At 72.2% G+C, this 24,166-nt stretch carries 22 protein-coding genes; 13 read left to right on the plus strand and 9 right to left on the minus strand.

Translation table 11 applies throughout. The annotated features are described in order from the left end of the window. Positions 1-68 precede the first annotated feature (68 nt). The 3 genes from AB0F15_RS27480 to AB0F15_RS27490 all read right to left on the minus strand — a co-directional run bounded on the left by AB0F15_RS27480 (position 69) and on the right by AB0F15_RS27490 (position 1,963). On the minus strand, positions 69-506 hold the full coding sequence (locus AB0F15_RS27480; RefSeq protein ID WP_360276055.1) for a MarR family transcriptional regulator: 438 nt from the start codon (positions 504-506) through the stop codon (positions 69-71). A gap of 81 nt (positions 507-587) precedes the next feature. Next, positions 588-1,619: a hypothetical protein gene (locus AB0F15_RS27485; protein ID WP_360276058.1), complete on the minus strand. Its 1,032-nt coding sequence runs from the start codon at positions 1,617-1,619 to the stop codon at positions 588-590. Between the two features lie 50 nt (positions 1,620-1,669). Next, the gene (locus tag AB0F15_RS27490; RefSeq protein WP_360276061.1) at positions 1,670-1,963 is read right to left on the minus strand and encodes a hypothetical protein; all 294 of its coding nucleotides are present in this window, start codon (positions 1,961-1,963) and stop codon (positions 1,670-1,672) included. Between the two features lie 58 nt (positions 1,964-2,021). On the opposite strand from AB0F15_RS27490, the gene AB0F15_RS27495 reads away from it, so the two are divergent. Beyond that, positions 2,022-4,643, plus strand: coding sequence for a valine--tRNA ligase (locus AB0F15_RS27495; RefSeq protein ID WP_360276063.1), 2,622 nt, complete (start codon positions 2,022-2,024; stop codon positions 4,641-4,643). Positions 4,644-4,698: 55 nt separating this feature from the next. Here AB0F15_RS27495 and AB0F15_RS27500 read toward each other — a convergent pair whose 3' ends face one another. Both AB0F15_RS27500 and AB0F15_RS27505 read right to left on the minus strand, forming a co-directional pair. Next, on the minus strand, positions 4,699-5,019 hold the full coding sequence (locus tag AB0F15_RS27500) for a hypothetical protein (protein ID WP_360276066.1): 321 nt from the start codon (positions 5,017-5,019) through the stop codon (positions 4,699-4,701). A gap of 49 nt (positions 5,020-5,068) precedes the next feature. Beyond that, entirely contained in the window at positions 5,069-5,974 is a 906-nt protein-coding gene (locus tag AB0F15_RS27505; RefSeq protein ID WP_360276068.1) for a LysR family transcriptional regulator, read from the minus strand. Between the two features lie 70 nt (positions 5,975-6,044). Between AB0F15_RS27505 and AB0F15_RS27510 the strand changes: the two genes are divergently transcribed. Both AB0F15_RS27510 and AB0F15_RS27515 read left to right on the plus strand, forming a co-directional pair. Then, on the plus strand, positions 6,045-6,809 hold the full coding sequence (locus AB0F15_RS27510; RefSeq protein WP_360276071.1) for an alpha/beta hydrolase: 765 nt from the start codon (positions 6,045-6,047) through the stop codon (positions 6,807-6,809). Between the two features lie 11 nt (positions 6,810-6,820). Continuing rightward, positions 6,821-7,603 (plus strand): alpha/beta hydrolase, encoded by a 783-nt coding sequence (locus AB0F15_RS27515; protein ID WP_360276074.1) that lies wholly within the window; start codon positions 6,821-6,823, stop codon positions 7,601-7,603. Here AB0F15_RS27515 and AB0F15_RS27520 read toward each other — a convergent pair. Continuing rightward, a complete protein-coding gene (locus AB0F15_RS27520; protein ID WP_360276077.1) occupies positions 7,587-8,447 on the minus strand; it encodes an SGNH/GDSL hydrolase family protein in 861 nt (286 codons plus the stop codon). The two genes, AB0F15_RS27515 and AB0F15_RS27520, sit on opposite strands and share 17 nt — an antisense overlap. A gap of 70 nt (positions 8,448-8,517) precedes the next feature. Further along, the gene (locus AB0F15_RS27525) at positions 8,518-9,153 is read right to left on the minus strand and encodes a methyltransferase domain-containing protein (protein WP_360276080.1); all 636 of its coding nucleotides are present in this window, start codon (positions 9,151-9,153) and stop codon (positions 8,518-8,520) included. A gap of 73 nt (positions 9,154-9,226) precedes the next feature. Between AB0F15_RS27525 and AB0F15_RS27530 the strand changes: the two genes are divergently transcribed. Then, complete coding sequence (locus AB0F15_RS27530; RefSeq protein WP_360276082.1) at positions 9,227-10,882, plus strand: folylpolyglutamate synthase/dihydrofolate synthase family protein; 1,656 nt, start codon at positions 9,227-9,229, stop codon at positions 10,880-10,882. After that, positions 10,879-11,274: a DUF4233 domain-containing protein gene (locus tag AB0F15_RS27535; protein WP_360276085.1), complete on the plus strand. Its 396-nt coding sequence runs from the start codon at positions 10,879-10,881 to the stop codon at positions 11,272-11,274. Before AB0F15_RS27530 ends, AB0F15_RS27535 begins: the two co-directional genes overlap by 4 nt. Positions 11,275-11,278: 4 nt before the next feature. On the opposite strand, the gene AB0F15_RS27540 is transcribed toward AB0F15_RS27535, so the two are convergent. Beyond that, a complete protein-coding gene (locus AB0F15_RS27540; protein ID WP_360276087.1) occupies positions 11,279-12,172 on the minus strand; it encodes an SDR family oxidoreductase in 894 nt (297 codons plus the stop codon). A gap of 88 nt (positions 12,173-12,260) precedes the next feature. Between AB0F15_RS27540 and AB0F15_RS27545 the strand changes: the two genes are divergently transcribed. Next, positions 12,261-12,830 (plus strand): TetR family transcriptional regulator, encoded by a 570-nt coding sequence (locus AB0F15_RS27545; protein ID WP_360276090.1) that lies wholly within the window; start codon positions 12,261-12,263, stop codon positions 12,828-12,830. Positions 12,831-12,852: 22 nt separating this feature from the next. On the opposite strand, the gene AB0F15_RS27550 is transcribed toward AB0F15_RS27545, so the two are convergent. Next, entirely contained in the window at positions 12,853-15,210 is a 2,358-nt protein-coding gene (locus AB0F15_RS27550) for a penicillin acylase family protein (protein ID WP_360276092.1), read from the minus strand. Positions 15,211-15,334: 124 nt separating this feature from the next. Here AB0F15_RS27550 and AB0F15_RS27555 point away from each other — a divergent pair, with 124 nt between their 5' ends. From AB0F15_RS27555 to AB0F15_RS27585, 7 genes are all read left to right on the plus strand, one after another. Then, positions 15,335-16,891, plus strand: a complete 1,557-nt coding sequence (locus AB0F15_RS27555) for an alkaline phosphatase D family protein (RefSeq protein WP_360276095.1) — start codon at positions 15,335-15,337, stop codon at positions 16,889-16,891. 71 nt (positions 16,892-16,962) lie between these two features. Next, positions 16,963-17,373: a nucleoside-diphosphate kinase gene (ndk, locus tag AB0F15_RS27560; protein WP_360276098.1), complete on the plus strand. Its 411-nt coding sequence runs from the start codon at positions 16,963-16,965 to the stop codon at positions 17,371-17,373. Between the two features lie 52 nt (positions 17,374-17,425). Continuing rightward, positions 17,426-18,139 carry a maleylpyruvate isomerase family mycothiol-dependent enzyme gene (locus AB0F15_RS27565; RefSeq protein ID WP_360276101.1) on the plus strand — a complete coding sequence of 238 codons (714 nt, stop codon included), beginning with the start codon at positions 17,426-17,428 and terminating at the stop codon, positions 18,137-18,139. Positions 18,140-18,245: 106 nt separating this feature from the next. Continuing rightward, entirely contained in the window at positions 18,246-21,545 is a 3,300-nt protein-coding gene (locus AB0F15_RS27570; RefSeq protein ID WP_360276104.1) for a phosphodiester glycosidase family protein, read from the plus strand. Between the two features lie 30 nt (positions 21,546-21,575). Then, on the plus strand, positions 21,576-22,532 hold the full coding sequence (locus tag AB0F15_RS27575) for an ABC transporter ATP-binding protein (RefSeq protein WP_360276106.1): 957 nt from the start codon (positions 21,576-21,578) through the stop codon (positions 22,530-22,532). Then, a complete protein-coding gene (locus AB0F15_RS27580) occupies positions 22,532-23,338 on the plus strand; it encodes an ABC transporter permease (protein ID WP_360276109.1) in 807 nt (268 codons plus the stop codon). The genes AB0F15_RS27575 and AB0F15_RS27580 overlap by 1 nt, the downstream gene beginning before the upstream one ends. Next, positions 23,339-24,163, plus strand: a complete 825-nt coding sequence (locus AB0F15_RS27585) for an ABC transporter permease (RefSeq protein WP_360276112.1) — start codon at positions 23,339-23,341, stop codon at positions 24,161-24,163. It begins immediately after the preceding gene. The last annotated feature ends 3 nt before the right edge of the window (positions 24,164-24,166 follow it).

Below are 24,166 nucleotides of genomic sequence, written 5' to 3' on the forward strand. Positions count from 1 at the left end.
GGGGTGACCAGGCGGGCGCCGAACTTGGCGGGAGCGGTGACGGTGCTCGTGAGGAACTCCTTCGGCTTTCAGTGCTGCGCGATGCGCTGCAGCAGCGGGAGCGCACGGGTGACGGCGTCGAGCTCGGCGGGGGACAGCTCGTCCAGCAGGGCCTGGGCCAGCCACTCGTCGCGGTGCTGCTGGATCCCGCGCACGGTGTCGCGGCCGGCGTCGGACAGGCTGATCACCACGCGGCGCCGGTCGGCCGGATGGGGCGTGCGGGCGAGGTAGCCGAGCTCGTCGAGGACGCCGAGGGTGGCGGCCATCGACTGCTGCCGCACGTGCTCCGCGGCGGCGAGCTCACCTTGCGTGGCCGGGCCTTCGCGGTGGAGCCGGTTCAGCACGGCGGACTGCGACGGCGTCAGGATCCCGGCGTTGTCGACCTGGCGCAGCCGCCGGTGCAGCTGCCCGACGACCCCGCGGATCCAGCCGGCGCTCTCGGCCACGTGCGGAGGTACTTCGCCCATGTACACAGTTTAACTGTGCAGTCCAGACTGTGTATCTCGGCTGTGACCTATTCCTCTGGGACGTGTTCCGCTGCGACGGAGTCAGTTCGAGCAGTCGTCGAGGGTGGGGACCGGGTACTTCGGGTCGTAGTAGCCGGGGGCGTCCTGGTCGACTGCGCCCGGGGCGCCGGTGGGCGGGTTCGCGTAACCGGGGGCCAGGTAGCCCTCCTTGGCGGCGGCGCAGCCCACCGACCAGAGCGCGCTCTGCCCGCCGTCGATCCACAGCCCGCGGCTGGACTTCGCGAGCCCGGAGCCGGTGGCGACCACGTAGGTCTCGTCAACGCGCAGGAAGCTGACGATCTCGTTGGGGCTGGTCAGCGCCTGCGGCTGGGCGTTGTCGAAGGCGTAGGCGACGACGTACTTCGCGTCCACGGCCAGTTCGCCGGGCTTGTCGCCGGCGTGCGCGGTGAGGGTGCCGAACGTACGGGGACCGGCGTCGAGGAGGTGGTAGCCGTCGGCGATCTCGGTCACGTAGGCGTCGAAGCCTTCGTCGCCCTTGCTCGGCTTCTTGGTCAGCCGCGGCGCCAGCTGGGCGCGGTCGTCCGGCGCGAACTGGGCGAGGAAGCCGGCCGGATCGTGCCGGTAGAGCAGCGCGGGGTCCAGGTTGGCGGCGGCGATGGCCTGCCGGACCTTCGCGTAGGCGTCCGCGACCGCCGCGGCCTTGAACGCGCCGACCGCGGCCGCGGCGGGCGAGGTGATGCCGTCCATGCCTTTCGGCCAGATGTCGGCGGGGGTGTGCGCGTACGGCCGGGCCAGGTCGACGGGCGCGACGGCCGCCACCGAGGTCGGGTTCGGCGCCGCGACGGCCGGCACCGGGGCCGGGTCCGGCGCCGCGGTGTCCTGGGCGGGCCGGCGGCCGGCCAGCACGATCAGCGTGGTCGTCACGGCCAGGACGGCCAGGAAGGCGGCGAACCCCCACCAGCGCCCGCGGGGCTGCCGGCCGCCGCGTCTCTGCTGCTTGCGGAACTTCTTGCGGTCCTTCTCCGTGCCCAGCCACGCGTCGGTCTGCGCGTGTTTGCGCCACTCCGGGTCCATCAGGTCCGGGTGCGAACCGAACAGGTCGTCCTCGTCCACGTGCGTCCCCCCAAGGTCGTCGACTGATCATCGACGGCGGGGGACGGGCGTTACCCGAAGTACGCGAATTCGTTGACGCCGACGCCCTGGATCTGGTGCACGATGATCGCCGCCGCAACCAGGCCGACCACGAGGAGCAGGGCCAGCACGCCCGGCCAGCGGCTGTGGCCCGGCTGCTGGAAGCCGCCCGTGCGGCGCTCGCGTTTGCGGCGCTTCCGGAGGTCCTTCTTCGCGCCCAGCCAGGCGTCCCGTTCGGCGTGTTTCCGCCAGTCCGGGTTCATCAGGTCCGGGTGCGTCTCGAGGCGCTGGTCGTCCGGATCCTGCGGCTGCTGAGGCTCTGCCATCGTCCGAGTGCCTTCCCCCTGGGTGACCCGCCGTGACGAGTTCGTAGACTTGTCCATTGTGACCGAGAACGCTCCGCAGCAGACCACCGACCTTCCGGGTGCCTGGGACCCGGCCGCCGAGGAAGCACCGATGTACGACCGCTGGGTAGCGGCCGGGTACTTCACGGCCGACGCCTCGTCGGGGAAGCCGCCGTTCTCGATCGTACTGCCGCCGCCGAACGTCACCGGCAGCCTGCACATGGGCCACGCCCTCAACCACACCTTGATGGACGCGATGAGCCGCCGCCGTCGCATGCAGGGCTACGAGGTGCTGTGGCTGCCGGGCATGGACCACGCCGGCATCGCCACGCAGAACGTGGTCGAGCGTCAGCTGGCCGGCGAGGGCCTTTCGCGCCACGACCTGGGCCGCGAGAAGTTCGTCGAGCGCGTGTGGGAGTGGAAGGCCGAGTACGGCGGCCGGATCCTCGGCCAGATGAAGCGCCTCGGCGACGGCGTCGACTGGTCGCGCGAGCGGTTCACCATGGACGAGAACCTGTCCAAGGCCGTCCAGACGGTGTTCAAGAACTTCTACGACGAAGGCCTGATCTACCGGGCCGAGCGGATCATCAACTGGTGCCCGCGCTGCCAGACGGCGCTGTCGGACATCGAGGTCGACCACAACGACGACGACGGCGAGCTCGTGTCGATCCGCTACGGCGACGGCGATGGCGCGATCGTGGTGGCCACCACCCGCGCGGAGACGATGCTGGGCGACACCGCCGTCGCCGTCCACCCGGACGACGAGCGGTACGCGCACCTGGTCGGCACCGAGGTCGAGCTGCCGCTCACCGGCCGTCGCATCCCGATCGTGGCCGACAAGCACGTCGACCCGGCGTTCGGCACCGGTGCGGTGAAGGTCACCCCGGCGCACGACCCGAACGACTTCGAAATCGGCCGCCGGCACGACCTGCCGATGCTGACGATCATGAACGAGCGCGCCGAAATCACCGCGCCCGGGCCGTTCGAGGGTCTCGACCGGTTCGAGGCTCGTCCGGCGGTCGTCGCCGCGTTGCGCGAGGCCGGCCGGATCGTCGCCGAGAAGCGGCCGTACGTGCACGCGGTCGGGCACTGCTCGCGCTGCGACACGGTGGTCGAGCCGCGGCTGTCGCTGCAGTGGTGGGTCAAGGTCGACGAGCTGGCCAAGCTGGCCGGCGACGCGGTCCGCGACGGCCGGACCAAGATCCACCCGCCGGAGCTGGGCAAGCGCTATTTCGACTGGGTCGACAACATGCACGACTGGACGATCTCGCGCCAGCTGTGGTGGGGCCACCGCATCCCGGTGTACTACGGCCCGGACGGTGCCGTGGTGTGCGTCGGCCCGGACGAGCAGCCGCCGTCCGGCGAGGGCTGGACCCAGGACCCGGACGTGCTGGACACGTGGTTCTCTTCGGGCCTGTGGCCGATGTCGACGCTCGGGTGGCCTTCGTCTTCGGAAGACCTGGATCGCTTCTACCCGACCAGTGTCCTGTCGACCGGCTACGACATCCTGTTCTTCTGGGTCGTCCGGATGATGATGTTCGGCGTGCACCAGATGGACGGCAAGCAGCCGTTCGACCACGTGTACCTGCACGGCCTGATCCGGGACGCGCAGGGCAAGAAGATGTCGAAGTCGCGCGGCAACGTGATCGACCCGCTGGAGTGGATGGACGCGTACGGCGCGGACGCCACCCGCTTCACCCTGGCCCGCGGCGCGAACCCGGGCGCGGACATGGCACTGGCCGACGAATGGGCGGCGGGTTCCCGCAACTTCTGCACGAAGCTGTGGAACGCGACGAAGTTCGCGATGATGAACGGGGCTTCGGTCGCTGCCCCGCTGCCCGCGCCGGGTGACCTCACGGAGGCGGACCGCTGGATCCTGGGGCGTCTCGGCGCGCTGGTGTCCGAAGTGGACGGTCTGTTCGAGGACTTCCAGTTCGCGAAGGTCGCGGGCGCGCTCTACCAGTTCACCTGGAACGAGCTGTGCGACTGGTACCTCGAACTGGCCAAGGTCCAGCTGTACCAAGGGGATGCCGAGCGCATCGCCGCGACGCAGGCCGTCCTGGGGCACGTGCTGGACACGGTGCTGAGGCTGCTGCACCCGTTCATCCCGTTCATCACCGAGAAGCTCTGGACGGCGCTGACGGGCGGCGAGTCGCTGGTCGTCGCCTCGTGGCCGTCCGCACCGTCCGGTTACGCCGACGCGGTGGCCGACGCCCGGATCGCGGACGTCCAGAAGCTGGTGACGGAGATCCGCCGGTTCCGCGCGGACCAGGGCCTGAAGCCGGGCCAGAAGGTGGCGTCCCGCCTGGCGGGCTACACGGGCGGCCACGAGGAGGCGGTCCGGTCACTGGTGCGCCTGACGGCCCCGTCCCCGGAGTTCGCGGCCAGTGCGTCCCTGGAGGTGGCCCTGGCGGACGGCGTGGTGACGGTGGAGCTGGACCTGTCCGGCACGGTCGACGTCGCCGCGGAGCGCAAGAGGCTGGAGAAGGACCTGGCGGCGGCCCGCAAGGAGCTGACCCAGACCGACGCGAAGCTCGGCAACGAGGCATTCATCGCGAAGGCCCCGGAGCACGTGGTCGAGAAGATCAAAACCCGCAAGCAAACAGCGGCGGCGGACATCGACCGCATCACGGCTCGGCTGGCGGCGCTCCCGGCTGCCTGAGGTTTCGACGACGAAGCCCGGCACTCGGTGGTGAGTGCCGGGCTTCGCCGTGGGTTCAGGCGGAGTGAGCGGCGTCGTAGCACCGGCGTCGTTCCCGGGCCCACATCTCGTGGTCCTCGAAACGCGCGTATTCGTCGCGAAGACGCCGGGCGAGAACATAGAACCCGCTGCTCGGCAGACCGCTGCCCTTCGACACCACGAGCGCACTCCACAGCGGTTCGTCCCGATCGGCTGCGCGTTCGGACACCTGCTCGAGAAAGCCGCCCAGGTGGTTCGGCTGCACACCGACGCGCCTGCCGAGAGGGGCGTACCCGATCAGGCCTTCTCCCGACGCGACGCCGTACAAGATGTCGGCGATGCGGTCTACGCGGTCCATCTGAAAAGTTTCCGGCACGCGGTAAGGGTCGTCGGTGACGTTCCGCCCGTTACGGGGTCGCCTCGACGGTCCGCGCGGCTTCGATCAACGCCACCAGTTCCGGCGTCAGCCGCCGGTCCGCCGGGGTCGCCAAGGACGTCTGCATCCGAGGCGAAGGGTTCTTCAACGGCCGGAACGCCACGCCCGGCACCGGCAGCAGGTTCGCGTGGGCCCGGTAGAACACCGTCCAGTGTGGACGGCCGAAGCCCAGCGTCCCCAGCGTGTCCTGCGCCGTGGTGAACTCCTTGCCCAGTACCGGCTCGAAGCCCGCCTCGCGGCAGGAAGACACCACCAGGTCGTACAACGGCCGATTGCGCGAAGGCGGGCTCAACCGCGCCGGAAGCGAGGCCAGCGAAGCGAACTCGACGGAAGGCGAAGAAGCCAACGGGTGGGAGGCCGGCAGCGCCACCACGACCTCGTCCGTCCACAACGGAGTGAAGTCGAGGCCCGCACCGGGCCAGGAACCCCGCACGATGGTCGCGTCCAGGGAACCGTCGCGCACCCGCTGGAGCCGCTGCGGAGTCGGCGCGTGGACCAGCTCCAAGGATGCCGAAGGCGCCAGCCGCGTGAAGGCTCCCAGCAGCACCTCCAGCCGATCGCCGAGGCCTTCGCTGGTCCCCAGGCGGACCAGGGCCCCCGCGGGACGGAACTCCGCCACCGAGTCGACCGCCCGGACTGCCGCCGCCAGCACGGCTCGCGCCCGCGGCAGGAACCGTTGCCCGGCCTCCGTCAGTGACACGCTTCGCGTCGTTCGCACGAAGAGGGACACCGCCAGCTCCCGCTCCAGCCGCCGGACCTGCTGGCTCACCGCCGGCTGGACGATGTGCAGCCGCTCCGCCGCGCGGCCGAAGTGCAGCTCCTCGGCCACCGTCACGAAGTACCTCAGCTGACGCAGCTCCACGACGCCCCCATTCATCAGTCCTCGTGATCAGTGTACGAGCGGGATGGTCATCGGAAAGCGCCGCCGGACGCGGTTGGCTCATGGCATGCCCACCATGGAAGTCAACGGAACCCGCCTCCACTACGAAGACGCCGGCACCGGCCCGGCCCTGCTGCTCGTGCACGGCTGGGGCACCAGCGGCCGGGTCTGGCAGTCGTGCCTGCCGGACCTCGTGCGCGACCACCGCGTCATCACGCTCGACTGGCGCGGGTGCGGCCGCTCGGACCACCCGGCCGACGGCACCACCATCGACGGCATCACCGCCGACCTCGCCGCGGTGATCGACCGGCTGGGCGTGAAACCCACCGTCGTCGGGTCGAGCATCGGCGGCGTCTTCGCCACCGAGCTGGCCCTCGCCCGGCCCGAGCTCGTCGAGCGCGTCGTCGCGGTCGACGGTCCCGGGTACTGGCCCGGCACCGGCATGCTCGCCACCGTGCACACCCTGCTGGACCAGCTCGTCGACGACCGGCCCGGCACCCTCGCCGGCTGGGTGCCCGGCTGGTTCGGTCCCCAGGCGGCGCCCGAGCTCATCGACTGGACCGTCCGCCAGCTGCTCGACTCCGGGGTCTACATCGATGCCCTGTTCACGGAGGCCACCACCTACGACCCACGGCCGCGGCTGGGATCGCTGACCGTGCCGATCGACTACCTGCACGGCGAGCTCGACGCCCAGATCCCGCTCGAAGTGCCGCGCAGCTGCGCCGCGGAAACACCCGGTGCCCGCGTGCACGTCATCGACGGGTGCGGGCACGTGCCCCACCAGGAAAACCCGCGCGCGTTCACCGCCGCGTTCCGGACCATCACCGCCTGAAGGAGCCGGCCATGCCGAAAGTGACCCTCGAAGACGCCGTCGTCCACTACGACCGGACCGGCGGCGGCCCCGCCCTGCTCCTGCTGCACGGCACCGCCGCGTCCCGCGAACAGTGGGGGCCGCTGATCGCGGAAGCCGGCGGGTTCACCGTCCTGGCCCCGGACTTCCCCGGCTCCGGCCTGACCACCGACCGCGGCGGCCCGCTCACCGTGGAGACCCTTGCCGCCCAGGCCGCGGCCGTGCTGGACCACGCCGGGGTCGATGCGGCCCACGTCGTCGGGCACTCCCTCGGCGGCGTGGTGGCGGCCCACCTGGCCGGGACCCGCCCGGACCGGGTGCGCTCGGCGGTGCTGCACGCCGCCTGGCCGGTCACCGACGTCCGGCAGGACGCCGAGTTCCGCTACTGGCTCGACCTGCTCGCCCACGGCCATGCGACGTTCGCCCGGATGCTCCCGCTGATGGCGTTCGGCCCGCGCTACTGGGAGCAGGCCACCGCCGAGAGCAACGAACAGCTCGTCAAGGTGCTCGAGACGGTGATCGAGCCCGGCGCCGACCGGCAGATCGAAGCGGACCGCGGCGTCGACCTGCGACCCGTGCTCGGGCAGATCACCGCGCCGGTGCTGGTGCTCGGCAGCGCGCACGACCGGATTGTCACGGCGGACCAGCAGCGGGAGCTGGTCGCCGCGATCCCCGGGGCGCGCGCCGCCGAAATCGACGCCGGGCACGGAGCTCCGGCCGAGCGGCCGGACGAGTTCGTCCGGCTCGTGCTGGACTTCGTCAGCGCAGCGCTTTGAGCACCACCGCCGCCACACCGGCCATCCCGGCCTTCACCGGGTGGTAGGCGGCCGCCTCGAAGATGTTCTGGTCCTTGCCGTTGATCCACGCCGAGCCGCCGCGCGCACACGCGTCGTGGCCGCCGGACGGGCCGAAGGTGTCGACGAACTCGGCCTTCCCGTCCGCGTCCGCGGTGTCGGCCAGCATCCGGTTCAGCGCTTCCTCGACGCTGTTCAGCCACGCGTAGTCGCCGTCGGCGAACGGCAGCACGTTCGGGCAGTAGCCCTGCTCCGGCGCGATCCGCGGGTAGCCGACCAGCAGGACCCGCGCGCGGGGCGACCGCTCGTGGATCGCGGCGAGCACCGCCGCCACCCGCGGGCCGATGGTGTCGATCGCCGAGGTGACGGAGCCGTCGAAGTGCTCCTCGCAGGGGTTGCCCGTCGGGTCACCCGCCCGCAGGCCGGGGCACGTCGAGACGAGGCTGCCGAAGAGGTCGAAGTCGTTGCCGCCGATACCGAGCGTGACCAGGTCGGTGTCGAGGCGCAGCGCGTCCAGCTGCGGGGCGTTGGTGCCGTTGAGCGGCACCTTCTGCGGCCGGGTCATCGAGCCCGTGTCGGCGCCGGCGCAGCTGACGTCGGTGAACCGGCCGACGTGCAGCGCGGCCGACACGACCGACGGGTAGTTCGCCGTCGAACGTCCGCAGCCGAGCGGATCGAGCCGCTGGACCGGGACGAACGGCCCGGAGGTGTACGAGTCGCCGAGGGCGACGTAGTGGTGGAACTCCGCGGCCGGCGCGGCGGCCGCGGTGGTGGGGAGCAGGATGGCTGCCGAGAAGACGGCGACGAGCAGCCGGGTGGTGCGCATGAAGACCCCGTTCTGTTCCGGAAACACTCCTTCCACATGTAGCGAGCGCCGGCCGCCGACGGGACGGACTTCACCCGCCAGTCGGGTCCCCGTCACCCGGCTCACGGTAAGTGATCAACGTGCGCCAGAAGAGCAGCGGCCGGACCGTGCTCCCGGGCAGCAGCCGGGCCGACTCGCGGCGCAGCTCGGCCATCGTCGGGTAGTCGTCGACGACGGGGGCCTTCGGACCGTCTTCGGGGCCGCCGTTCAGCCGCTCGCCGGCGTAGACGACCAGCCGCGCGAGCGCGTTGACCGGGATCGCAGCGAGGGTCAGCGCCCAGTCCGCGGGCGTGCTCGGTTTCGCCAGGCCGAGCACCACGAGCACGCCGCCCGGCACCAGCGCGCGGCGCAGCTTGGTGACCGTCTCGAACGGCATGTGGTGCAGCGACGCCAGGCACGAGATGTAGTCGTAGTGAGCCTCGGGCAGGGCGTCGGTGGTGACGTCGGCCTGCCGGTAGACGATCTCGCCGGGTCCCGGCGAACCCAGCCCGGCCGCCGCCTCCACCATCGCCGCCGAGACGTCGACCGCCTCCACCGCCATCCCGGTCGCGGCCAGCCGCCGGGCGAACCGGCCGGTGCCGCACCCGACGTCCAGCGCGATCCCCGGGCCCGGCGGCAGCAGGTCCAGCAGCAGCGGGTGGTAGTGGTGGTTGTGGTTGAACGGCATGCGTCGAGAGTGCCACCAGTCACGCACGTAGACTCGGACCGCAAGTGCGAAACCCCAGGCCGGAGGAGATTCAGTGCCGCAGGATGAGACAGGTCGCAGGCCGGACCTGTCGGATCTGGACAGCTTCGCGGGCGTCGACGAACTGGGGACGTCGGGGTACGAGGAGTCCGACGACCACGACCCGGAGCTGGACGCCCACGACGCCGCCTTCGACGCGGGCGGTGGCTCCCGCGGCGGTATCGGCGGGGTCGGCCAGCTCGGCGACAACCTCGCCACCGGACCCGTGCCCGACCTCACCGTGCCCGAGGACGCCGAGCTGCACGAGCTCGACGACCAGGGCGAACCCGAGGTGTACGGCAGCCCGGACGGGCCGGAGGCCCGGCGTGAGCTGATGGCCGTCGAAGCCGAGCTGAACCAGCGCTGGCCGGAAACCAAGATCGAGCCGTCGCTGACCCGGATCTCCGCGCTGACGCAGCTGCTGGGCGAGCCGAACCGCGGCTACCCGGTGCTGCACGTCGCCGGTACGAACGGCAAGGGTTCCACCGCGCGGATGATCGACGCGCTGCTGACCCGGATGGGCCTGCGTGTAGGCCGCTACACCAGCCCGCACCTGCAGCTGGTCACCGAGCGGATCGCGCTCGACGGCCGGCCGATCTCCGCCGCGCGCTACGCGGAGCTGTGGCACGACATCGCGCCGTACGTGTCCATGGTGGACGGTGCGGCCGCGGACGGCGTCGCGATGAGCAAGTTCGAAATCCTCACCGGGATGGCCTTCGCCGCGTTCGCCGACGCCCCGGTGGAGGCCGCGGTGCTCGAAGCGGGCTTGGGCGGCGCCTGGGACGCGACGAACGTCGCCGACGCCGAAGTCGCCGTCATCACCCCGATCGGGCTCGACCACGTCGAGTACCTCGGCCCGGACGTCCTCGGCGCGGCCCGCGAGAAGGCCGGGATCATCAAGGCGGGCTCGGTCGCGGTCATCGGCGAGCAGGACCCCGAGGTGCTGAAGGTGCTGCTGGACCGCGCCGTCGAGGTCGACGCCGCGGTCGCCCGCGCGGGCAGCGAGTTCGGCGTGCTGGAGCGCGAGATCGCCGTCGGCGGGCAGCTGCTGAAGCTGCAGGGCCTCGGCGGGGTCTACGACGAGATCTTCCTGCCGCTGCACGGCGCCCACCAGGCCGCGAACGCCGCGCTCGCGCTGGCCGCGGTCGAGGCGTTCTTCGGCGCGGGCAAGGACAGGCAGCTGGTCGCCGAGGCCGTGCGCGAGGCGTTCGCCGAGGTCGAGACGCCGGGACGGCTCGAGCGCGTCCGCTCGGCGCCCACCGTGCTGCTCGACGCGGCGCACAACCCGCACGGCGCCCGCGCGCTCGCCGCCGGCGTCTCCGAGGAGTTCGCCTTCCGCCGCCTCGTCGCGGTGGTCGGCGTGATGGCCGAGAAGGACGCCCACGGCATCCTCGACGCGCTCGAGCCGGTGGTTTCGGACATCGTCGTGACGCGCAACTCCTCGCCCCGCTCGATGCCGCTGGAAGAGCTCAACGAGCTGGCCATCTCGGTGTTCGGCGAGGATCGCGTCGTCGCCGAGACGGACCTGGAGACGGCGATCGAGACGGCGATCGCGCTGGTGGAGACCAGCGACGACCCCGAGGAGCCGCTCGCCGGCGGTGGCGTGCTGGTCACCGGCTCGGTGGTCACCGCGGGCGAGGCGCGCACGCTGTTCGGGAAGGAGCCTGCGTGACCTCGCAGGAGGTCCCCAAGCCGAAGGACCCGATGAAGGGCTTCCGCGGCGTGATGTCGGGGACGCTGATCATGGAGGCGATCACGGTCGCCCTCGCCCTGCCGGTGGTGAACAAGCTCGGCGGCGGCCTGTCCACCGGCACCGGCTGGACGGTCATCGCGGTGGCCGTGGTGCTGCTGCTGACCTGCGGGTTCGTCAAGCGCCCGTGGGCGGTGCCGGTGATCCTCGCGCTGCAGGGGGTCCTGATCGCGCTGGTGTTCTGGCTGCCCGCGATCGCCGTGCTGGGCGTGCTCTTCCTGGCGGTCTGGCTGTGGCTGCTGTGGCTGCGCCGTGACGTCGCCCGCCGCATGGCGGCCGGCACGCTGGCCAGCCAGCAGCCGCCCCGGGCCTGATCCCTCAGAAGTAGTCGCCCCGCACCACGTCGTCGAGCAGTGACGGGTGGCGGGGTGACCAGCCGAGCAGATCTTGTGTGAACGTGCTGGAGACCGGCGCGTCGAAGCCGTACACGATGGCCATGAACGGGCTCGCGTAGTGCGTGGCGGCCTCCTCCGGCGTCAGTGACACCGCGGGCAGGTCCAGGCCCCGGGCGATCGTCTCGGCGATGCTCCGGAACCGGACGTTTTCCGCTGCTCCGTGCAGCACGCTGCCGGCCGGCGCCTCCTCCAGAGCCAGGCGGAACAGGACCGCCGCGTCGAGCCGGTGCACCGCGGGCCACCGGTTGCCGCCGTCTCCGACGTACGCCGACTTCCCGGTCTTGCGCGCGGTGTCGACGAGCATGCCGATGAAGCCGTGGTCCCGGGGGCCGTGGACGGTCGGGGCGAGCCGGACGACGCTCGCGCGCACGCCGCGATCGGCGAAGTCCAGGCAAGCCCGCTCGCCCGCGATCCGGAACGCGGCGATCCCGGCGGTGTCGGGCTCGTCCTGCTCGGTGCTTTTGCGCCCGGCCGGCATGACCAGCGTGCCGGACGTGCTGACGAACGGCTTGCCGGAGCCTTCCACCGCTCGGCCGAGCGTCTCGATCGCGGTCCGGTCGCGGCGCATCATGTCGTCCGGGTCGGCGAAGTCGCCGCCGAAGGCCATGTGCAGGACACCATCGGCGGCTTCGGCGCCGCGGCTCAAGCTGTCGAGGTCGTCCAGGGAGCCGCGGTGCGGGGTGGCGCCCAGCGACTCCAGCCGGGTGGCGGCCGCGGCCGAGCGCGCCAGGCCGGTGACGGTGTGACCGGCTTCGATCAGCTCGGCGACGACGGTGGGGCCGGTCAGGCCGGAACCGCCGGTGACGAAGACGTGCATGGGGACCTTCTTAGGGTAGTGACAGTGACTGACGCTACAAACCCTACCGCGTAGTGTCAGTCACTGGCGTTACGGGTAGCCTGACGGGGTGCCACGCAGCGGAGAAGATGCGCGTCGCCGCCTCCAGCAGGCGGCTTTGGAGCTGTACGCCGAGCGTGGTTTCGACCGGACCACCACGGCCGAGATCGCCGCCAGGGCCGGCGTCACCGAGCGCACGTTCTTCCGGCACTTCCCGGACAAGCGCGAAGTGCTGTTCGACGGCGAAGCCGCCCTGCGGGCGGACCTGACCCGGTCGGTGGCCGACGCGCCCGTGGACCTGGCGCCGCTCGAAGTCTTGATCCGCGCCTTCCGGGCGGCCGGGCGGACCCTGGCGGAGAACCGGCCGTTCGCCGAACCGCGGCTGGCGGTCATCGCCGCGACCCCGGCGCTGCGGGAGCGCGATCTGGCCAAGGCCGCGGCGATGGCCGATGCCCTGGCGGCGGCGCTGCGCGGGCGGGGAGTCGGCGACCGGCTCGCCGCGTTGGCCGCCCACGTCGGCTGGATCACTTTCCACCACGCGGCCGGAGCGTGGATCCGGGAATCCGCGCGCAGCCTGGACGCGCACCTCGACGAGGCCTTCGCCGATCTGCGTGCGCTGTCGGCGGAGGCGGGCGGCTGAGCGCCCGCCTCCGCCTGGGCGGTCAGCGCAGCACGACCACCCGCAGCGCGGGGGAGCGCAGGATGTCGGCCTCGCAGAAGCGTTCCTGCACCCATTCCCCGCGGCTGTAGAGCTTCGTCTGGTCGCTGAAGTACGGCGACTTCGGGTTGGCCGACTGCGAATACGTCAGCAACGTCGAGGAGTCCGGGCACGCGCGCCCGCTGAAGCCGACGACCTGGATGTAGCTGGAGCCGTGCACGACCTCGGTGTTCCCGCGCGCCGGGTCCCACCGGGGGGTCATCACGTTGAGCACGCCGAGGAAGCCCTGCGCGCCGTGGATGGGGATCTGCTCGCCGTTGCGGGTGACGGACTGGCCGTCACGCAGCCGCGCGTCCGGCGCGAGGCCCGCCGCGCGAAGCTCCGCGATCGCGTCACCGAACGCCTTCCGGACGCCGGCGTCCCCGACGTTGAGCGTGTTCGGCGTGGTCAGCGGGGCCTTCGGGTCGAACGGCACGGTGAACCGGGCAACGTCGCCCAGCCGCGTGGCGAACCGCTGGAACAACAACGAGCCGCGGCTGTCGAGCGTGTAGCTGTGGTCCCAGCTCGCCAGTGCCGTGCAGGCCGGGCCGACCGGAACCGGGCCGGCCGACGAAGGAGCCTGCCCGTCCGGGAACGACGCGCACAGCTTCGCCAGGTCCCCCGCCGCCAGATCGGCGAACAGGCTGTGGTCGGCGAAGAGCATCTTCTTCATCGAGTCCGTGGTGAACCCGCCCGCTTCGGCGGTGAGCAGCGCCTCCCGGGTGCGCGGGTTGCGCTCGGTGCCCTGGTCGCCGACGATCCGCGGGTAACCGGTGATCGGGGCGCGGGCGTTCGCGAGCCAGGCGCTGTCGTTGGTGTTCAGCTCGTAGTCCCGGCGCTGCTGCTGTGGCAGCCGCGCCGGCGCGAAGATCCCAGGCTCCAGCGCGCCCGGGTCCGAACCCCACCGGCACGACGACTTCCCACCGTCCAAAATGGGCAGTCCGTCGGCGGCGAACGTCTCCTGGCCCACCGGAGTGCTGCAGGCCTTCGCCAGTTCGTCGGTGACGTGCGGGACGACCTGGACGTCGGCGTAGAGCGCGTTGCCCGCCCGGTCGGTGGCGATGGTGTTGACCCACGGCACACCCTGCGTGCGGCCGAGTGCGCCGGCGACGTCCGCGGTGCTGCGGGCCTGGTCGAGTTCGAACCACGTGTTGAGGCCGCGCAGGTTCGTGGCGTTGGCGTCACGCAGCGTGTACGCCGACTTTGCCGTCCACGGCACCGGGAACCCGCCGACGTCGTCCAGGACCGGGCCGTACCGCGTCGACCAGAAGGTCCGGCGGACCGGCTTCGGCGTGCCGTCGGCCTGCCGCACCTGGACCGTGACCTCGCGGGAGGTCATCTTCTCGGCCTTGCCGTCGACCAGGTAGGTCGTCGGGTCGGCGGGCGTCAGCGGCACCTCGAACAGGCCGAACGTGACCGGGGTCGAGACCGTGTGCGTCCAGGCCGCGTCCGCGGTGTGCCCGATCATCACGAACGGCATGCCGAGCAGGCTCGCCCCGGCGACGTCGAACCGGCCCGGGATGGTCAGCTGGCTCTGCCAGAACCGCCGTCCGTCCTGCCACGGGTAGTGCGGGTTGCCGAGCAGCACGCTGCCCCGGCCCGCCGCGGTTCCGTCGGCGCCGATGGCGATGCCGTTGCTGCCGAGCCCGCCCTTGCCGAGCCCGTCGCGCAGGCTCGCGGACAGCTGCGCGGCCGTGCCCGGGCTCGCGGCCGCCGTGCCGGACGGCGGCGTCGCGAACAGGCCCTCGGTGACGAAGCCCAGGCCACCGGTGACCGCGATGGCGTAGAAGTGCCGGTAGAAGTCCTGTTCGGTGATCGGCCGGACCCAGCCGGCGCCGCGGCAGGCCGGGTCGGTGATGCCGGACCGGCCGGTGCGGGCCAGGAAAGCGTTGAACCCCTTGACGTAGCCCGAAACGATCTGCCGGACCTCGGGCCGCGGCCCTTGCGGCGCGGGTTGCGCGGCCAGCCGGTCGACCACGCCGGAGTCGTTGATCTGCTGGAAGAACAGGTCGCTGTGCAGGTTGTTCTTCGCCTCGGACAGCGACGGATAGCCTTCGCCGTCCGGGCCGAAGTACCGCGACCGCTGCGCGCTCACCGTGACGTAGATCTTCGCGAGCTCGCAGACGTTGTCGGTCGCCGCCGCGTAGCCGTACCCGTAGCCGAGGCCACCGAAGTCCTCGGCGACGATGTGCGGGACGCCGTGTTCGGTGTAGCGCAGGACGGCTTTCGCGGTGGCTTCCCCCGCCGTCGCGACCCCGGTCCCGAGTGCGGTGACGGAGAGCGCCGCCGCGAAAACGGCCAGCGCCTTGCGGATGTGCGTCATTCGTACCCCCTTGTCGTGATCGCCACGCTACCGACGGCGACGACCGCCGCCCATGGGGGAAACCCCCGGTCTTCGTTCACCCGCGCGCAAACCGGCGTTGGCCGCGGCGGGATAGAAACCGCGCATGACCGAACCGACCCCCCACTCCCGCCGCACGCTGCTCAAGGCCGGGCTCACCGGCGCCACCGCGGTCGCCGCCGGCCTCGTCGTGCCGTCCACGGCCTTCGCCGCGGTCCCGCTCGTCCGCCGCGACCGGCCGGTGCTCACCCACGGCGTCCAGTCGGGCGACGTCACGCCGGGCTCGGCGATCGTCTGGTCGCGCGCCGACCGGCCGTCGCGCCTGGTCGTCGAAATCGCCCGGGACCCGTCGTTCCGGCACGCCCGCCGCGTGCCCGGCCCGCTCGTGGGTCCCGGCAGCGGCGGCACCGGCCGCGTGCGCGTCGCGGCGCTGCGGCCCGGCACCGGGTACCACTACCGCGTGACCGCCGAAGCACTCGACGGGCGCACCACGAGCGAGCCGCTGACCGGCCGGTTCGCCACCGCACCGGTCGGCCGCCGCGACACCCGGATCGTTTGGTCGGGCGACGTCGTCGGCCAGAACTGGGGGATCAACCCCGAGCTGGGCGGCATGACGATCTTCTCGGCGATGGCCGCCCGCTGCCCGGACCTGTTCCTGCACAGCGGCGACACGGTGTATTCGGACGGCCCGCTGACCGAGACCGTCACCCTGCCCGGCGGCCGGACCTGGCGCAACGTCGTCACCCCGGAGAAGTCGAAGGTCGCCGAGACCCTCGACGAGTTCCGCGGCCAGCACGCGTACAACCGCCTGGACGACCACTTCAAGAGCTTCGCCGCGCAGGTGCCGGCCTATGTCCAGTGGGATGATCATGAAGTCCTGAACAACTGGTACCCGGGCAAGATCCTCGACAACCCGGCCTACACCGAGAAGCGCGTCGACGTCCTCGCGCCGCGGGCGTACCAGGCGTTCCACGAATGGCACCCGATCGACTCGCGCCAGGCCGTCGACGGCCGCGTCTACCGCAGCTTCCCCTACGGCTCGCGCGTCGAGATCTTCGTGCTGGACATGCGGACCTACCGCAACGCCAACACCGCGGACCGGACGAAGCCGGGTTACATCCTGGGCGACGCGCAAGCCCGCTGGCTGGCCGACGCGCTCGGCCGCAGCACGGCGACGTGGAAGATCGTCCAAGCCGACATGCCGCTGGGCCTTGTCGTCCCGGACGGCACCGCGATCGAAGCGGTGGCGAACAACCTGCCGGGCGCGCCGGGCGGGCGGGAGACCGAGCTCGCGTGGGTGCTGCGGGAGATCCAGCGCCGCCGCGTCCGCAACGTCGTCTGGCTGACCGCGGACGTCCACTACACCGCGGCGCACCACTATTCGCCGGACCGGGCGGCCGTCCAGGACTTCGACCCCTTCTGGGAGTTCGTGTCGGGGCCGCTGAACGCGGGCGCGTTCGGGCCGAACACGCTGGACCCGACGTTCGGCCCGGAAGCGGTGTTCGTGCACGCCCCGCCGTCGGCGAACACGGCCCCGATCGACGGCTTCCAGCACTTCGGCGAGCTGAACGTCGACGGCGCGAGCGGCGACCTCACGGTCGATCTCCGTGACGCCACCGGGACCTCGCTGTGGTCGAAGACACTGCACCCGGCGGGCCGCTGAACAGGGTCGGCTAGGCTCGCGCGCACCGAAACCACGGCACCGAACCCACCGCACCAAGGAGAAATACCGTCGTGACTGAACGCACGCTGGTCCTGGTCAAGCCCGATGGCGTCGCGCGCGGCCTCGTCGGCGAAGTGATCTCGCGGATCGAGCGCAAGGGCCTGAAGCTCGCCGCCCTCGAGCTGCGGACCGTTCCGCGCGCCCTGGCCGAGGAGCACTACGTCGAGCACAAGGAGCGTTCGTTCTTCGGCGAGCTGCTGGAGTTCATCACGTCGGGCCCGCTGGTCGCGCTCGCCGTCGAGGGCCCGCGCGCCATCGCGGCGTTCCGCCAGCTCGCCGGCGGCACCGACCCGGTCGAGAAGGCCACCCCGGGCACCATTCGCGGCGACTTCGCGCTGGAGACCCAGTACAACCTGGTCCACGGCTCGGACTCGCCGGAGTCGGCCGAGCGCGAGCTGAAGCTCTGGTTCCCCGACCTGTGATCCGCTCCCGGGGCCACGCGCTCGCGTGGCCCCGGACCGCCCCGGAGACCCCATGACGACGATGCCGCTCCCGCCCCGCACCTACGTGCCGGTGCTGGCCGAGCTGACCGGCGCGTTCACCGACGCGCTGCGCACCGCCGACCCGGCCGCGGCGGTGCCCGACTGCGCCGGCTGGACCGTCACCGACCTCGCGACGCACCTGGGCAACGTGCACCGCTGGGCCGCGACGATCGTCCGCACCGGTGAGGTGCACCCGCAGGACTTCGCCACCGGCGCGAGCGACGACCTCGTGGCGTGGTACTCCGAAAGCGCGCAGCTCCTGCTCGGCGAGCTCGAGGCCGCCGACCCCGGAGACCCGTGCTGGCACTTCGGCGGCACCGGGAAGACGAAGGCGTTCTGGTACCGCCGCCAGGTGCACGAGACCGCCATCCACCTCGCCGACCTCGGCAGCGACCACGTGCTCGACCCGGCCGTGGCCGCGGACGGCGTCGACGAGGTCCTCGGCGCGATGCTGCCGCGCGTGACGCGGTGGCACGCCGTGCCGCGGCTGTCCGGGCCCGTCACCCTGCGCGCCACCGACACCGGCGACGTTTGGACCGTCCACCCCGGCGAGCCGCCCGCGCTGGGTTCGGCCGCCGCCGACGCGGCGAGCGTCGAAGCCCCCGCGCGCGATCTCCTGCTGCGCCTGTGGAAGCGCACCGGCCCGGTCCCTCGGATCGACGGCGACGCCGCGACCGCGCTGCTCGAGGCGCCCCTCACCCCCTGATGGTGTTCTAGACCATTCAGGCGGCGTTCACCCGGAAGCCTTCCCCTGGCCGTGCTGCTGCGCTGAGCTGATCCCGGCTCACTCTCACTCGATACCGGGGTAGCTGGTGAAGAAGTCACGCGTAGCGCTGCCGTTCGTCGCCCTGTTCGCGACGGTGTTCGTCGTCCCCGCCCACGCCGACCCCCTGGCCGCGCCGCTCGGCACGCCGCCGGTCGAGGCCGCGCCCGCCGCGTCGTCGGCCCACGAGGGCCCGGCAGGCTTCGCCACCGCGGACCCCGACGACGGGCTCGTCACCGGCAGCGCGACCACCGAGGTCGCGCCCGGGCTGAAGCTCACCCAGTTCGACCGGTTCGACCCGGCAGGCTGGATCCGCGGCGACACCCTCGCCGTCGACCTGGACAGCAAGGTGCTGAAGCCGGCGTACCTGAGTCCCGGCACGGTTTCCGCGCGCACGCCGCTGTCGCAGCAGGTCGCGCGGGCGGGCGCGGTGGCCGGCGTCAACGGCGACTTCTTCGACATCACCGCCACCGGCGCGCCGATCGGCGTCGGCATCGACCGCGGGCAGCTGCAGACCGCCCCCGCCGCCGGGCACAACCTCACCGCGTCGATCACCGAAGAAGGCAAGGCGCGGCTGGCTTCGGTCTTCCTCGAAGCCACCGTGACGCTGCCCGGCGGTGCCGTGCAGGCGACCAACTTCAACAGCCCCGTCCTCGGTACGGACGCGATCGGCGTCTACACGCCGTTGTGGGGCGCCTCGGGACGTCGGACGTCGGTGGCCGGGGCGTCCCGGGTGCGCGAAGCGGAGCTGCGCGACGGCGTCGTCGCCGCCGTGCGCGAGCAGCCTGCCGACGGGCCGATCGCGGCGGGGACGACCGTGCTGCTGGCCCGCGAAGCCGGGGCGGACGCGCTCGCCGCGCTCAAGCCGGGCGACCCGGTCGGCGTCACGTACGCGCCGCGCACGGACGCCGGGAAGATCGCGGTCGCGGTGGGCGGCAACGAAGTCCTGGTCCGCGCCGGCGTCGTCCAGCCGGTCGACGCCGTGGCCATGCACCCGCGGACCGCAGTCGGCTTCTCCGCCGACGGCCGGAAGATGTGGCTGGCCACCGTGGACGGCAGGCAGGCTGACAGCCGCGGGATGACCGAGCTCGAACTGGCCCGCCACCTGAAAAGCCTCGGTGCCGACGACGCCGTCAACCTCGACGGCGGCGGATCGTCGACGCTCCTGGCGCGCAACGAAGGCGAAGCGGCGCCGAGCGTCCGGAACGCACCTTCCGACGGCGGGGAACGCCTGGTACCCAACGGGATCGGCTTCACGACCGTGCCGGGCAGCGGCAAGCTCACCGGATTCGCGCCGGCACCGGCGGTCGCGGCGGACGGCGCGAACCGCGTGCTGTCCGGCTCGACCCGGCACCTGGTCGCCGACGGCCACGACGAGACGGGCGCCGCGGTGGCCGCCGACCCGCGCTGGAGCACCTCCGACCCGCGGCGGGCGACCGTGACGCGCGGCGTCGTCACCGGCCACGGCGCGGGCGGCGTCGACGTCGTCGCGCGCTCCGGCCGGGCGTCCGGGAAGACGGCGGTTTCGGTGCTGGGCGAGCCGGTCCGGCTGGGCACCAGCACCGAGCAGGTCGCGCTGTCGGCTGTGGGGGCGCGAAGCACGTTCAAGGTCTACGGCTACGACGCCGACGGCTACGGCACCTGGCTGGAGCCCGGCGACGTCAAGCTCGGCTACGACCACTCCGTCGTGCGGGTCGAGCCGTCGGGCGACGGGTACGCGGTCACCGCGCTGACCGCGTCCGGCGCGACCGCGATCACCGCGGCGGCCGCGGGCCTGACCACGCACCTGGCCGCGTCGGTCGGCACCGTGCCCCGGATCGCCTCCTCTTTGGACGATCCGGCGGGGTGGACGGCGACGGTGTTCCCGGCGGTCGCCGGCGCGGCGCTGTCGGCCGCGCCCGGCCGCGACGGCGGCGCCGGGCTCGCCCTCGACTACCGGCTCACCGGGACGACGGCGACGCGCGCGGCCTACGTGACACCGTCGTCCCCGCTCGCGGTCCCCGACGGCACGCAGAAGATCGGGCTCTGGGTGCACGGCGACGGCAAGGGCGCGTGGCTGCGAGCGGAACTGCGGGACGCCGCGAATGTTCCATCCATTGTGGACATTGCGCTGAGCGTCGACTGGACGGGCTGGCGGTACGTCACCGCCGCGATCCCGGCCGGGCTGCCCTCCGGCCAGCGGCTGGCGCGCTTCTACGCCGTCGAGAACGTGCCGGACCAGCAGTACGAGGGCCGGCTGGTGTTCGACGACCTGACCTTCGAAGTGGCGCCGGTGACGGCCGTGCCCGCCGACCCGGCCCCGCGCGACCCCGCGCTGGTCGCGGACGGCACGCTCGCGGGCGGCCTGCGGGTCGCGGTGGTCAGCGACGCCCAGTTCACCGCGGACGACCCGGCGGGGCCGCTGGTCGCCCAAGCGCGGCGGGCGCTGCGCGAAGCCGTCGCGGCGAAACCGGACCTGGTGCTGATCAACGGCGACTTCGTCGACCGCGGCACCGCGCCCGACTTCGTGCTGGCCCGGCAGGTGATCGCCGACGAGCTCGACGGCAAGGTGCCCTGGTACTACGTCCCGGGCAACCACGAAGCCGAAGGCGGCAACGGCCTCGCGAACTTCCAGGCCGCCTTCGGCGTGACGCACCAGGTCGTCGACGTCCACGGCATCCGGCTGGTGCTCCTGGACTCCTCCCGCGGCTCGCTGCGGGCGGGTGGGTTCGACCAGGTCCGGATGCTGCGGTCGGCGCTCGGCTCGGCGGCTTCCGACCGGTCCGTGCGCGGGGTCGTCGTGGCCATGCACCACCCCGTGCAGGATCCGAGCCCGACCGGGAACTCCCAGCTCGGCGACCGGAAGGAAGCGACCTTGCTGACCCAGTGGCTGACCGGGTTCGAGCAGCGCTCCGGCAAACCGGCCGCCGCCGTGGCCTCGCACGCGGGCGTGTTCTCGCTGTCGCGGGTCGACGGGGTGCCGTACCTGGTGAACGGCAACTCCGGCAAGGCACCCGCGGCCGCGCCCGGCGACGGCGGGTTCGTCGGCTGGACGCTGCTGCGCGTGGACCCGGCCGACCGCGCGCAGCCGGTGCGGTTCGAGACGCGGCCGAACGTCGACTCGCTTTCCCTGACCGGGCCGTCGGAGCTGGCGCCCGGTGCGCGCGCGGACGTGCGCGCGACCCTGCGGCAGGGGACCCGCGACGTGCCCGTGTCGTACCCGGTGAGCGCGGACTGGAAGGTCGGCCGGGGCGTGGTTTCCTTCGATCCTTCGACGGGCGTGCTGACGGCGGTCCGGCCGGGTGTCGCGCGCCTGTCGGTGACGGTCAACGGGGTGACCCGGACGCTGGTCGTGACCGTCCGCGGCTAATCCGTTCGGTTTTTGTCGGTGGTGGGCCCTATGGTGCGAAGCGTGGACGATTCGGAGGACCGGGAACCGGCACTGGTGCAGGCGAAGGCACTGATGAAGCGCTTCGGCGAGTTCGAAGCCGTGCGCGGGATCGACGTCGAGGTGCGGCGCGGGGAGTCGTTCGGCTTCCTCGGCCCGAACGGCGCCGGCAAGTCGTCGACCATGCGGATGATCGCGTGCGTGTCGCCCCGCACCGACGGCGACCTCCGCGTGCTGGGGCTGGACCCGGAGGCCGCCGGGCCGCGGATCCGCGCGCGCCTCGGCGTGGTGCCGCAGCAGGACAACCTGGACGTCGAGCTGACGGTCCGGGAGAACCTGCTGATCTACGGCCGCTACTTCGGCCTGTCCCGAGCCGCGGCCCGGCGCAAGGCCGAGGAGCTGCTGGAGTTCGCTCAGCTGGGTGACCGGGCCGACGACAAGGTCGACCCGCTGTCGGGCGGCATGAAACGGCGGCTGACGATCGCCCGCTCGCTGGTCAACGACCCGGAACTGCTGCTGCTCGACGAGCCGACGACCGGGCTCGACCCCCAGGCCCGCCACCTGCTCTGGGATCGGCTGTTCCGGCTCAAGGCCCAGGGCACGACGCTGATCGTCACGACGCACTACATGGACGAAGCCGAGCAGCTGTGCGACAGGCTGGTGGTGATGGACCACGGCCGCATCGCGGCGGAGGGCTCGCCGGCGGAGCTGATCCGGCGGTATTCGACGCGCGAGGTGGTCGAGCTCCGGTTCCCGCCGGGGGAGCAGGTGAGCGCGGCCCAGCGGGTGGAGGGGCTGGCGGAGCGCGTGGAGGTGCTGCCGGACCGGGTGCTGATGTACAGCGACGACGGCGAGGACGCGCTGGAGCACGCCCATTCCCGCGGGGTGCGGCCGTTGTCGAGCCTGGTGCGCCGGAGTTCGCTGGAGGACGTGTTCCTCCGGCTCACCGGCCGGACGCTGGTGGACTGATGACGACCGTCGAATCCACCGGCCGCGTGGTCGGCAAGTGGCACGGCGCCTGGCTGCGCGTCGAGGGGCACTGGACCTGGTACCGCCGCCACTGGCTGTCCACTCTGTACTCCACCGGCCTCCAGCCGGTGCTCTTCCTCGCCGCGATGGGCCTCGGGTTCGGCTCGCAGGTGCGGCCGGGCGCGGTCACCGGCGGGCTGTCCTACCTGCAGTACATCGCGCCCGCGCTGCTCGCGGCCGGCGCCGCGCAGCAGGCGGTCGGCGAGTCGAGCTACCCCGTGCTGTCCGGGTTCAAGTGGCAGAAGGACTACCTCGCGGTCACGGCGACGCCGGTGTCGCCGGGCCAGGTGTTCGGCGGGCACCTGATCTGGTCGGCCTTGCGCCTGACGCTCGCGGGCCTGATCTACGCGTTCGTCGCGCTGTTCTTCGGCGCCTGGACCGGCCCGGGCGTGCTGCTGGTGATCCTGGCCGGCACCGTCACCGGGCTCGCCTGCACCACGCCGATGGCCGCGCTGGCGGCGCGGACGTTCGACGAGGGCCAGCGCTTCGGGCTGATCTTCCGCTTCGTGGTGATGCCGATGACGTTGTTCTCCGGCACGTTCTTCCCGATCTCCCAGCTGCCGGCCGCGATCCGCTGGCTGGCCTGGCTTTCGCCGCTGTGGCACGGAACCCAGCTGGCTCGCGGCCTGAGCATCGGCGGAGTCGGCGGCTGGGCGCTGGCCGGTCACTTCGCCGTGCTGGCGGCCTTGTTCGCGGCCGGGTGGGTGCTCGCGCACCGGGCCTTCTACCGGAGGCTGGTGGTCTGAATGGCGACCCTGGAGACCACCCGGGCCGGGCTGCTGCTGCGCATCCTCCCGCCCGGGCTGTACGCGGGCCGCGCCCGCATGCTCGTCGAGCGCTCGGTCATGGTGTACCGCGGCAGCTGGCTGATCTTCCTGTCCGGCGCGGTCGAGCCGTTCCTCTACCTGCTGGCGTTCCAGCTGGGGTTCGGCAGGCTGGTCACCGAGGTGACCGGACCGGGCGGGCACCCGATGAGCTACGTCGCGTTCGTGGCGCCGGCGCTGCTGGCGACGTCGGCGATGAACGGCGCCGTCTTCGAATCGACGTACAACCTGTTCTTCAAGCTGCGCTACGCGAAGCTGTACGACGCGATGCTGGCCACCCCGATCGGCCCGCTGGACGTGGCACTGGGCGAGATCGGCTGGGCGATCACGCGCGGCGGCATCTACGCGGTGGCGTTCCTGGCGATCGCGGCGGCGATGGGGCTGCTGGCGTCGTGGTGGGCGCTGTTGATGCTCCCGGCGGCCCTGCTGGTCGGCCTGGCGTTCTCGGCGATCGGCATGGCACTGGTGACGTTCCTGCGGTCGACGTCCCAGTTCGACTACATCCAGCTGGGCCTGACCCCGATGTTCCTCTTCGCGACCACGTTCTACCCGCTGTCGGTGTACCCGGAGCCACTGCAGTGGGTGGTCCGCTGCCTGCCGCTGTACCACGCGATCGAGCTGATGCGCGGCCTGGCGACGGGCCTGCTGTCCGGCGGCATGCTGATCAACCTGGCGTACCTGCTGGTCCTGGGCGCGGTGGGTCTGTGGGCGTCGACGCGCCGGATCGCGAAACTGCTCCTGACGTGACGC

Origin of the sequence: Amycolatopsis sp. NPDC026612 (assembly GCF_040638285.1) — a bacterium.
Classification (GTDB): Bacteria; Actinomycetota; Actinomycetes; order Mycobacteriales; family Pseudonocardiaceae; genus Amycolatopsis.

What these genes read in the sequence shown, in the direction of transcription:
- AB0F15_RS27555 (WP_360276095.1), top strand. Translation starts at nt 15,335, where the DNA reads ATGACCGAACCGACCCCCCACTCCCGCCGCACGCTGCTCAAGGCCGGG.
- AB0F15_RS27580 (WP_360276109.1), top strand. Translation starts at nt 22,532, where the DNA reads ATGACGACCGTCGAATCCACCGGCCGCGTGGTCGGCAAGTGGCACGGC.
- AB0F15_RS27550 (WP_360276092.1), bottom strand. Translation starts at nt 15,210, where the DNA reads ATGACGCACATCCGCAAGGCGCTGGCCGTTTTCGCGGCGGCGCTCTCC.
- AB0F15_RS27540 (WP_360276087.1), bottom strand. Translation starts at nt 12,172, where the DNA reads ATGCACGTCTTCGTCACCGGCGGTTCCGGCCTGACCGGCCCCACCGTC.
- AB0F15_RS27505 (WP_360276068.1), bottom strand. Translation starts at nt 5,974, where the DNA reads ATGAATGGGGGCGTCGTGGAGCTGCGTCAGCTGAGGTACTTCGTGACG.
- AB0F15_RS27490 (WP_360276061.1), bottom strand. Translation starts at nt 1,963, where the DNA reads ATGGCAGAGCCTCAGCAGCCGCAGGATCCGGACGACCAGCGCCTCGAG.
- AB0F15_RS27510 (WP_360276071.1), top strand. Translation starts at nt 6,045, where the DNA reads ATGCCCACCATGGAAGTCAACGGAACCCGCCTCCACTACGAAGACGCC.
- AB0F15_RS27515 (WP_360276074.1), top strand. Translation starts at nt 6,821, where the DNA reads ATGCCGAAAGTGACCCTCGAAGACGCCGTCGTCCACTACGACCGGACC.
- AB0F15_RS27500 (WP_360276066.1), bottom strand. Translation starts at nt 5,019, where the DNA reads ATGGACCGCGTAGACCGCATCGCCGACATCTTGTACGGCGTCGCGTCG.
- AB0F15_RS27565 (WP_360276101.1), top strand. Translation starts at nt 17,426, where the DNA reads ATGACGACGATGCCGCTCCCGCCCCGCACCTACGTGCCGGTGCTGGCC.
- AB0F15_RS27520 (WP_360276077.1), bottom strand. Translation starts at nt 8,447, where the DNA reads ATGCGCACCACCCGGCTGCTCGTCGCCGTCTTCTCGGCAGCCATCCTG.
- AB0F15_RS27480 (WP_360276055.1), bottom strand. Translation starts at nt 506, where the DNA reads ATGGGCGAAGTACCTCCGCACGTGGCCGAGAGCGCCGGCTGGATCCGC.
- AB0F15_RS27575 (WP_360276106.1), top strand. Translation starts at nt 21,576, where the DNA reads ATGGTGCGAAGCGTGGACGATTCGGAGGACCGGGAACCGGCACTGGTG.
- AB0F15_RS27585 (WP_360276112.1), top strand. Translation starts at nt 23,339, where the DNA reads ATGGCGACCCTGGAGACCACCCGGGCCGGGCTGCTGCTGCGCATCCTC.
- AB0F15_RS27525 (WP_360276080.1), bottom strand. Translation starts at nt 9,153, where the DNA reads ATGCCGTTCAACCACAACCACCACTACCACCCGCTGCTGCTGGACCTG.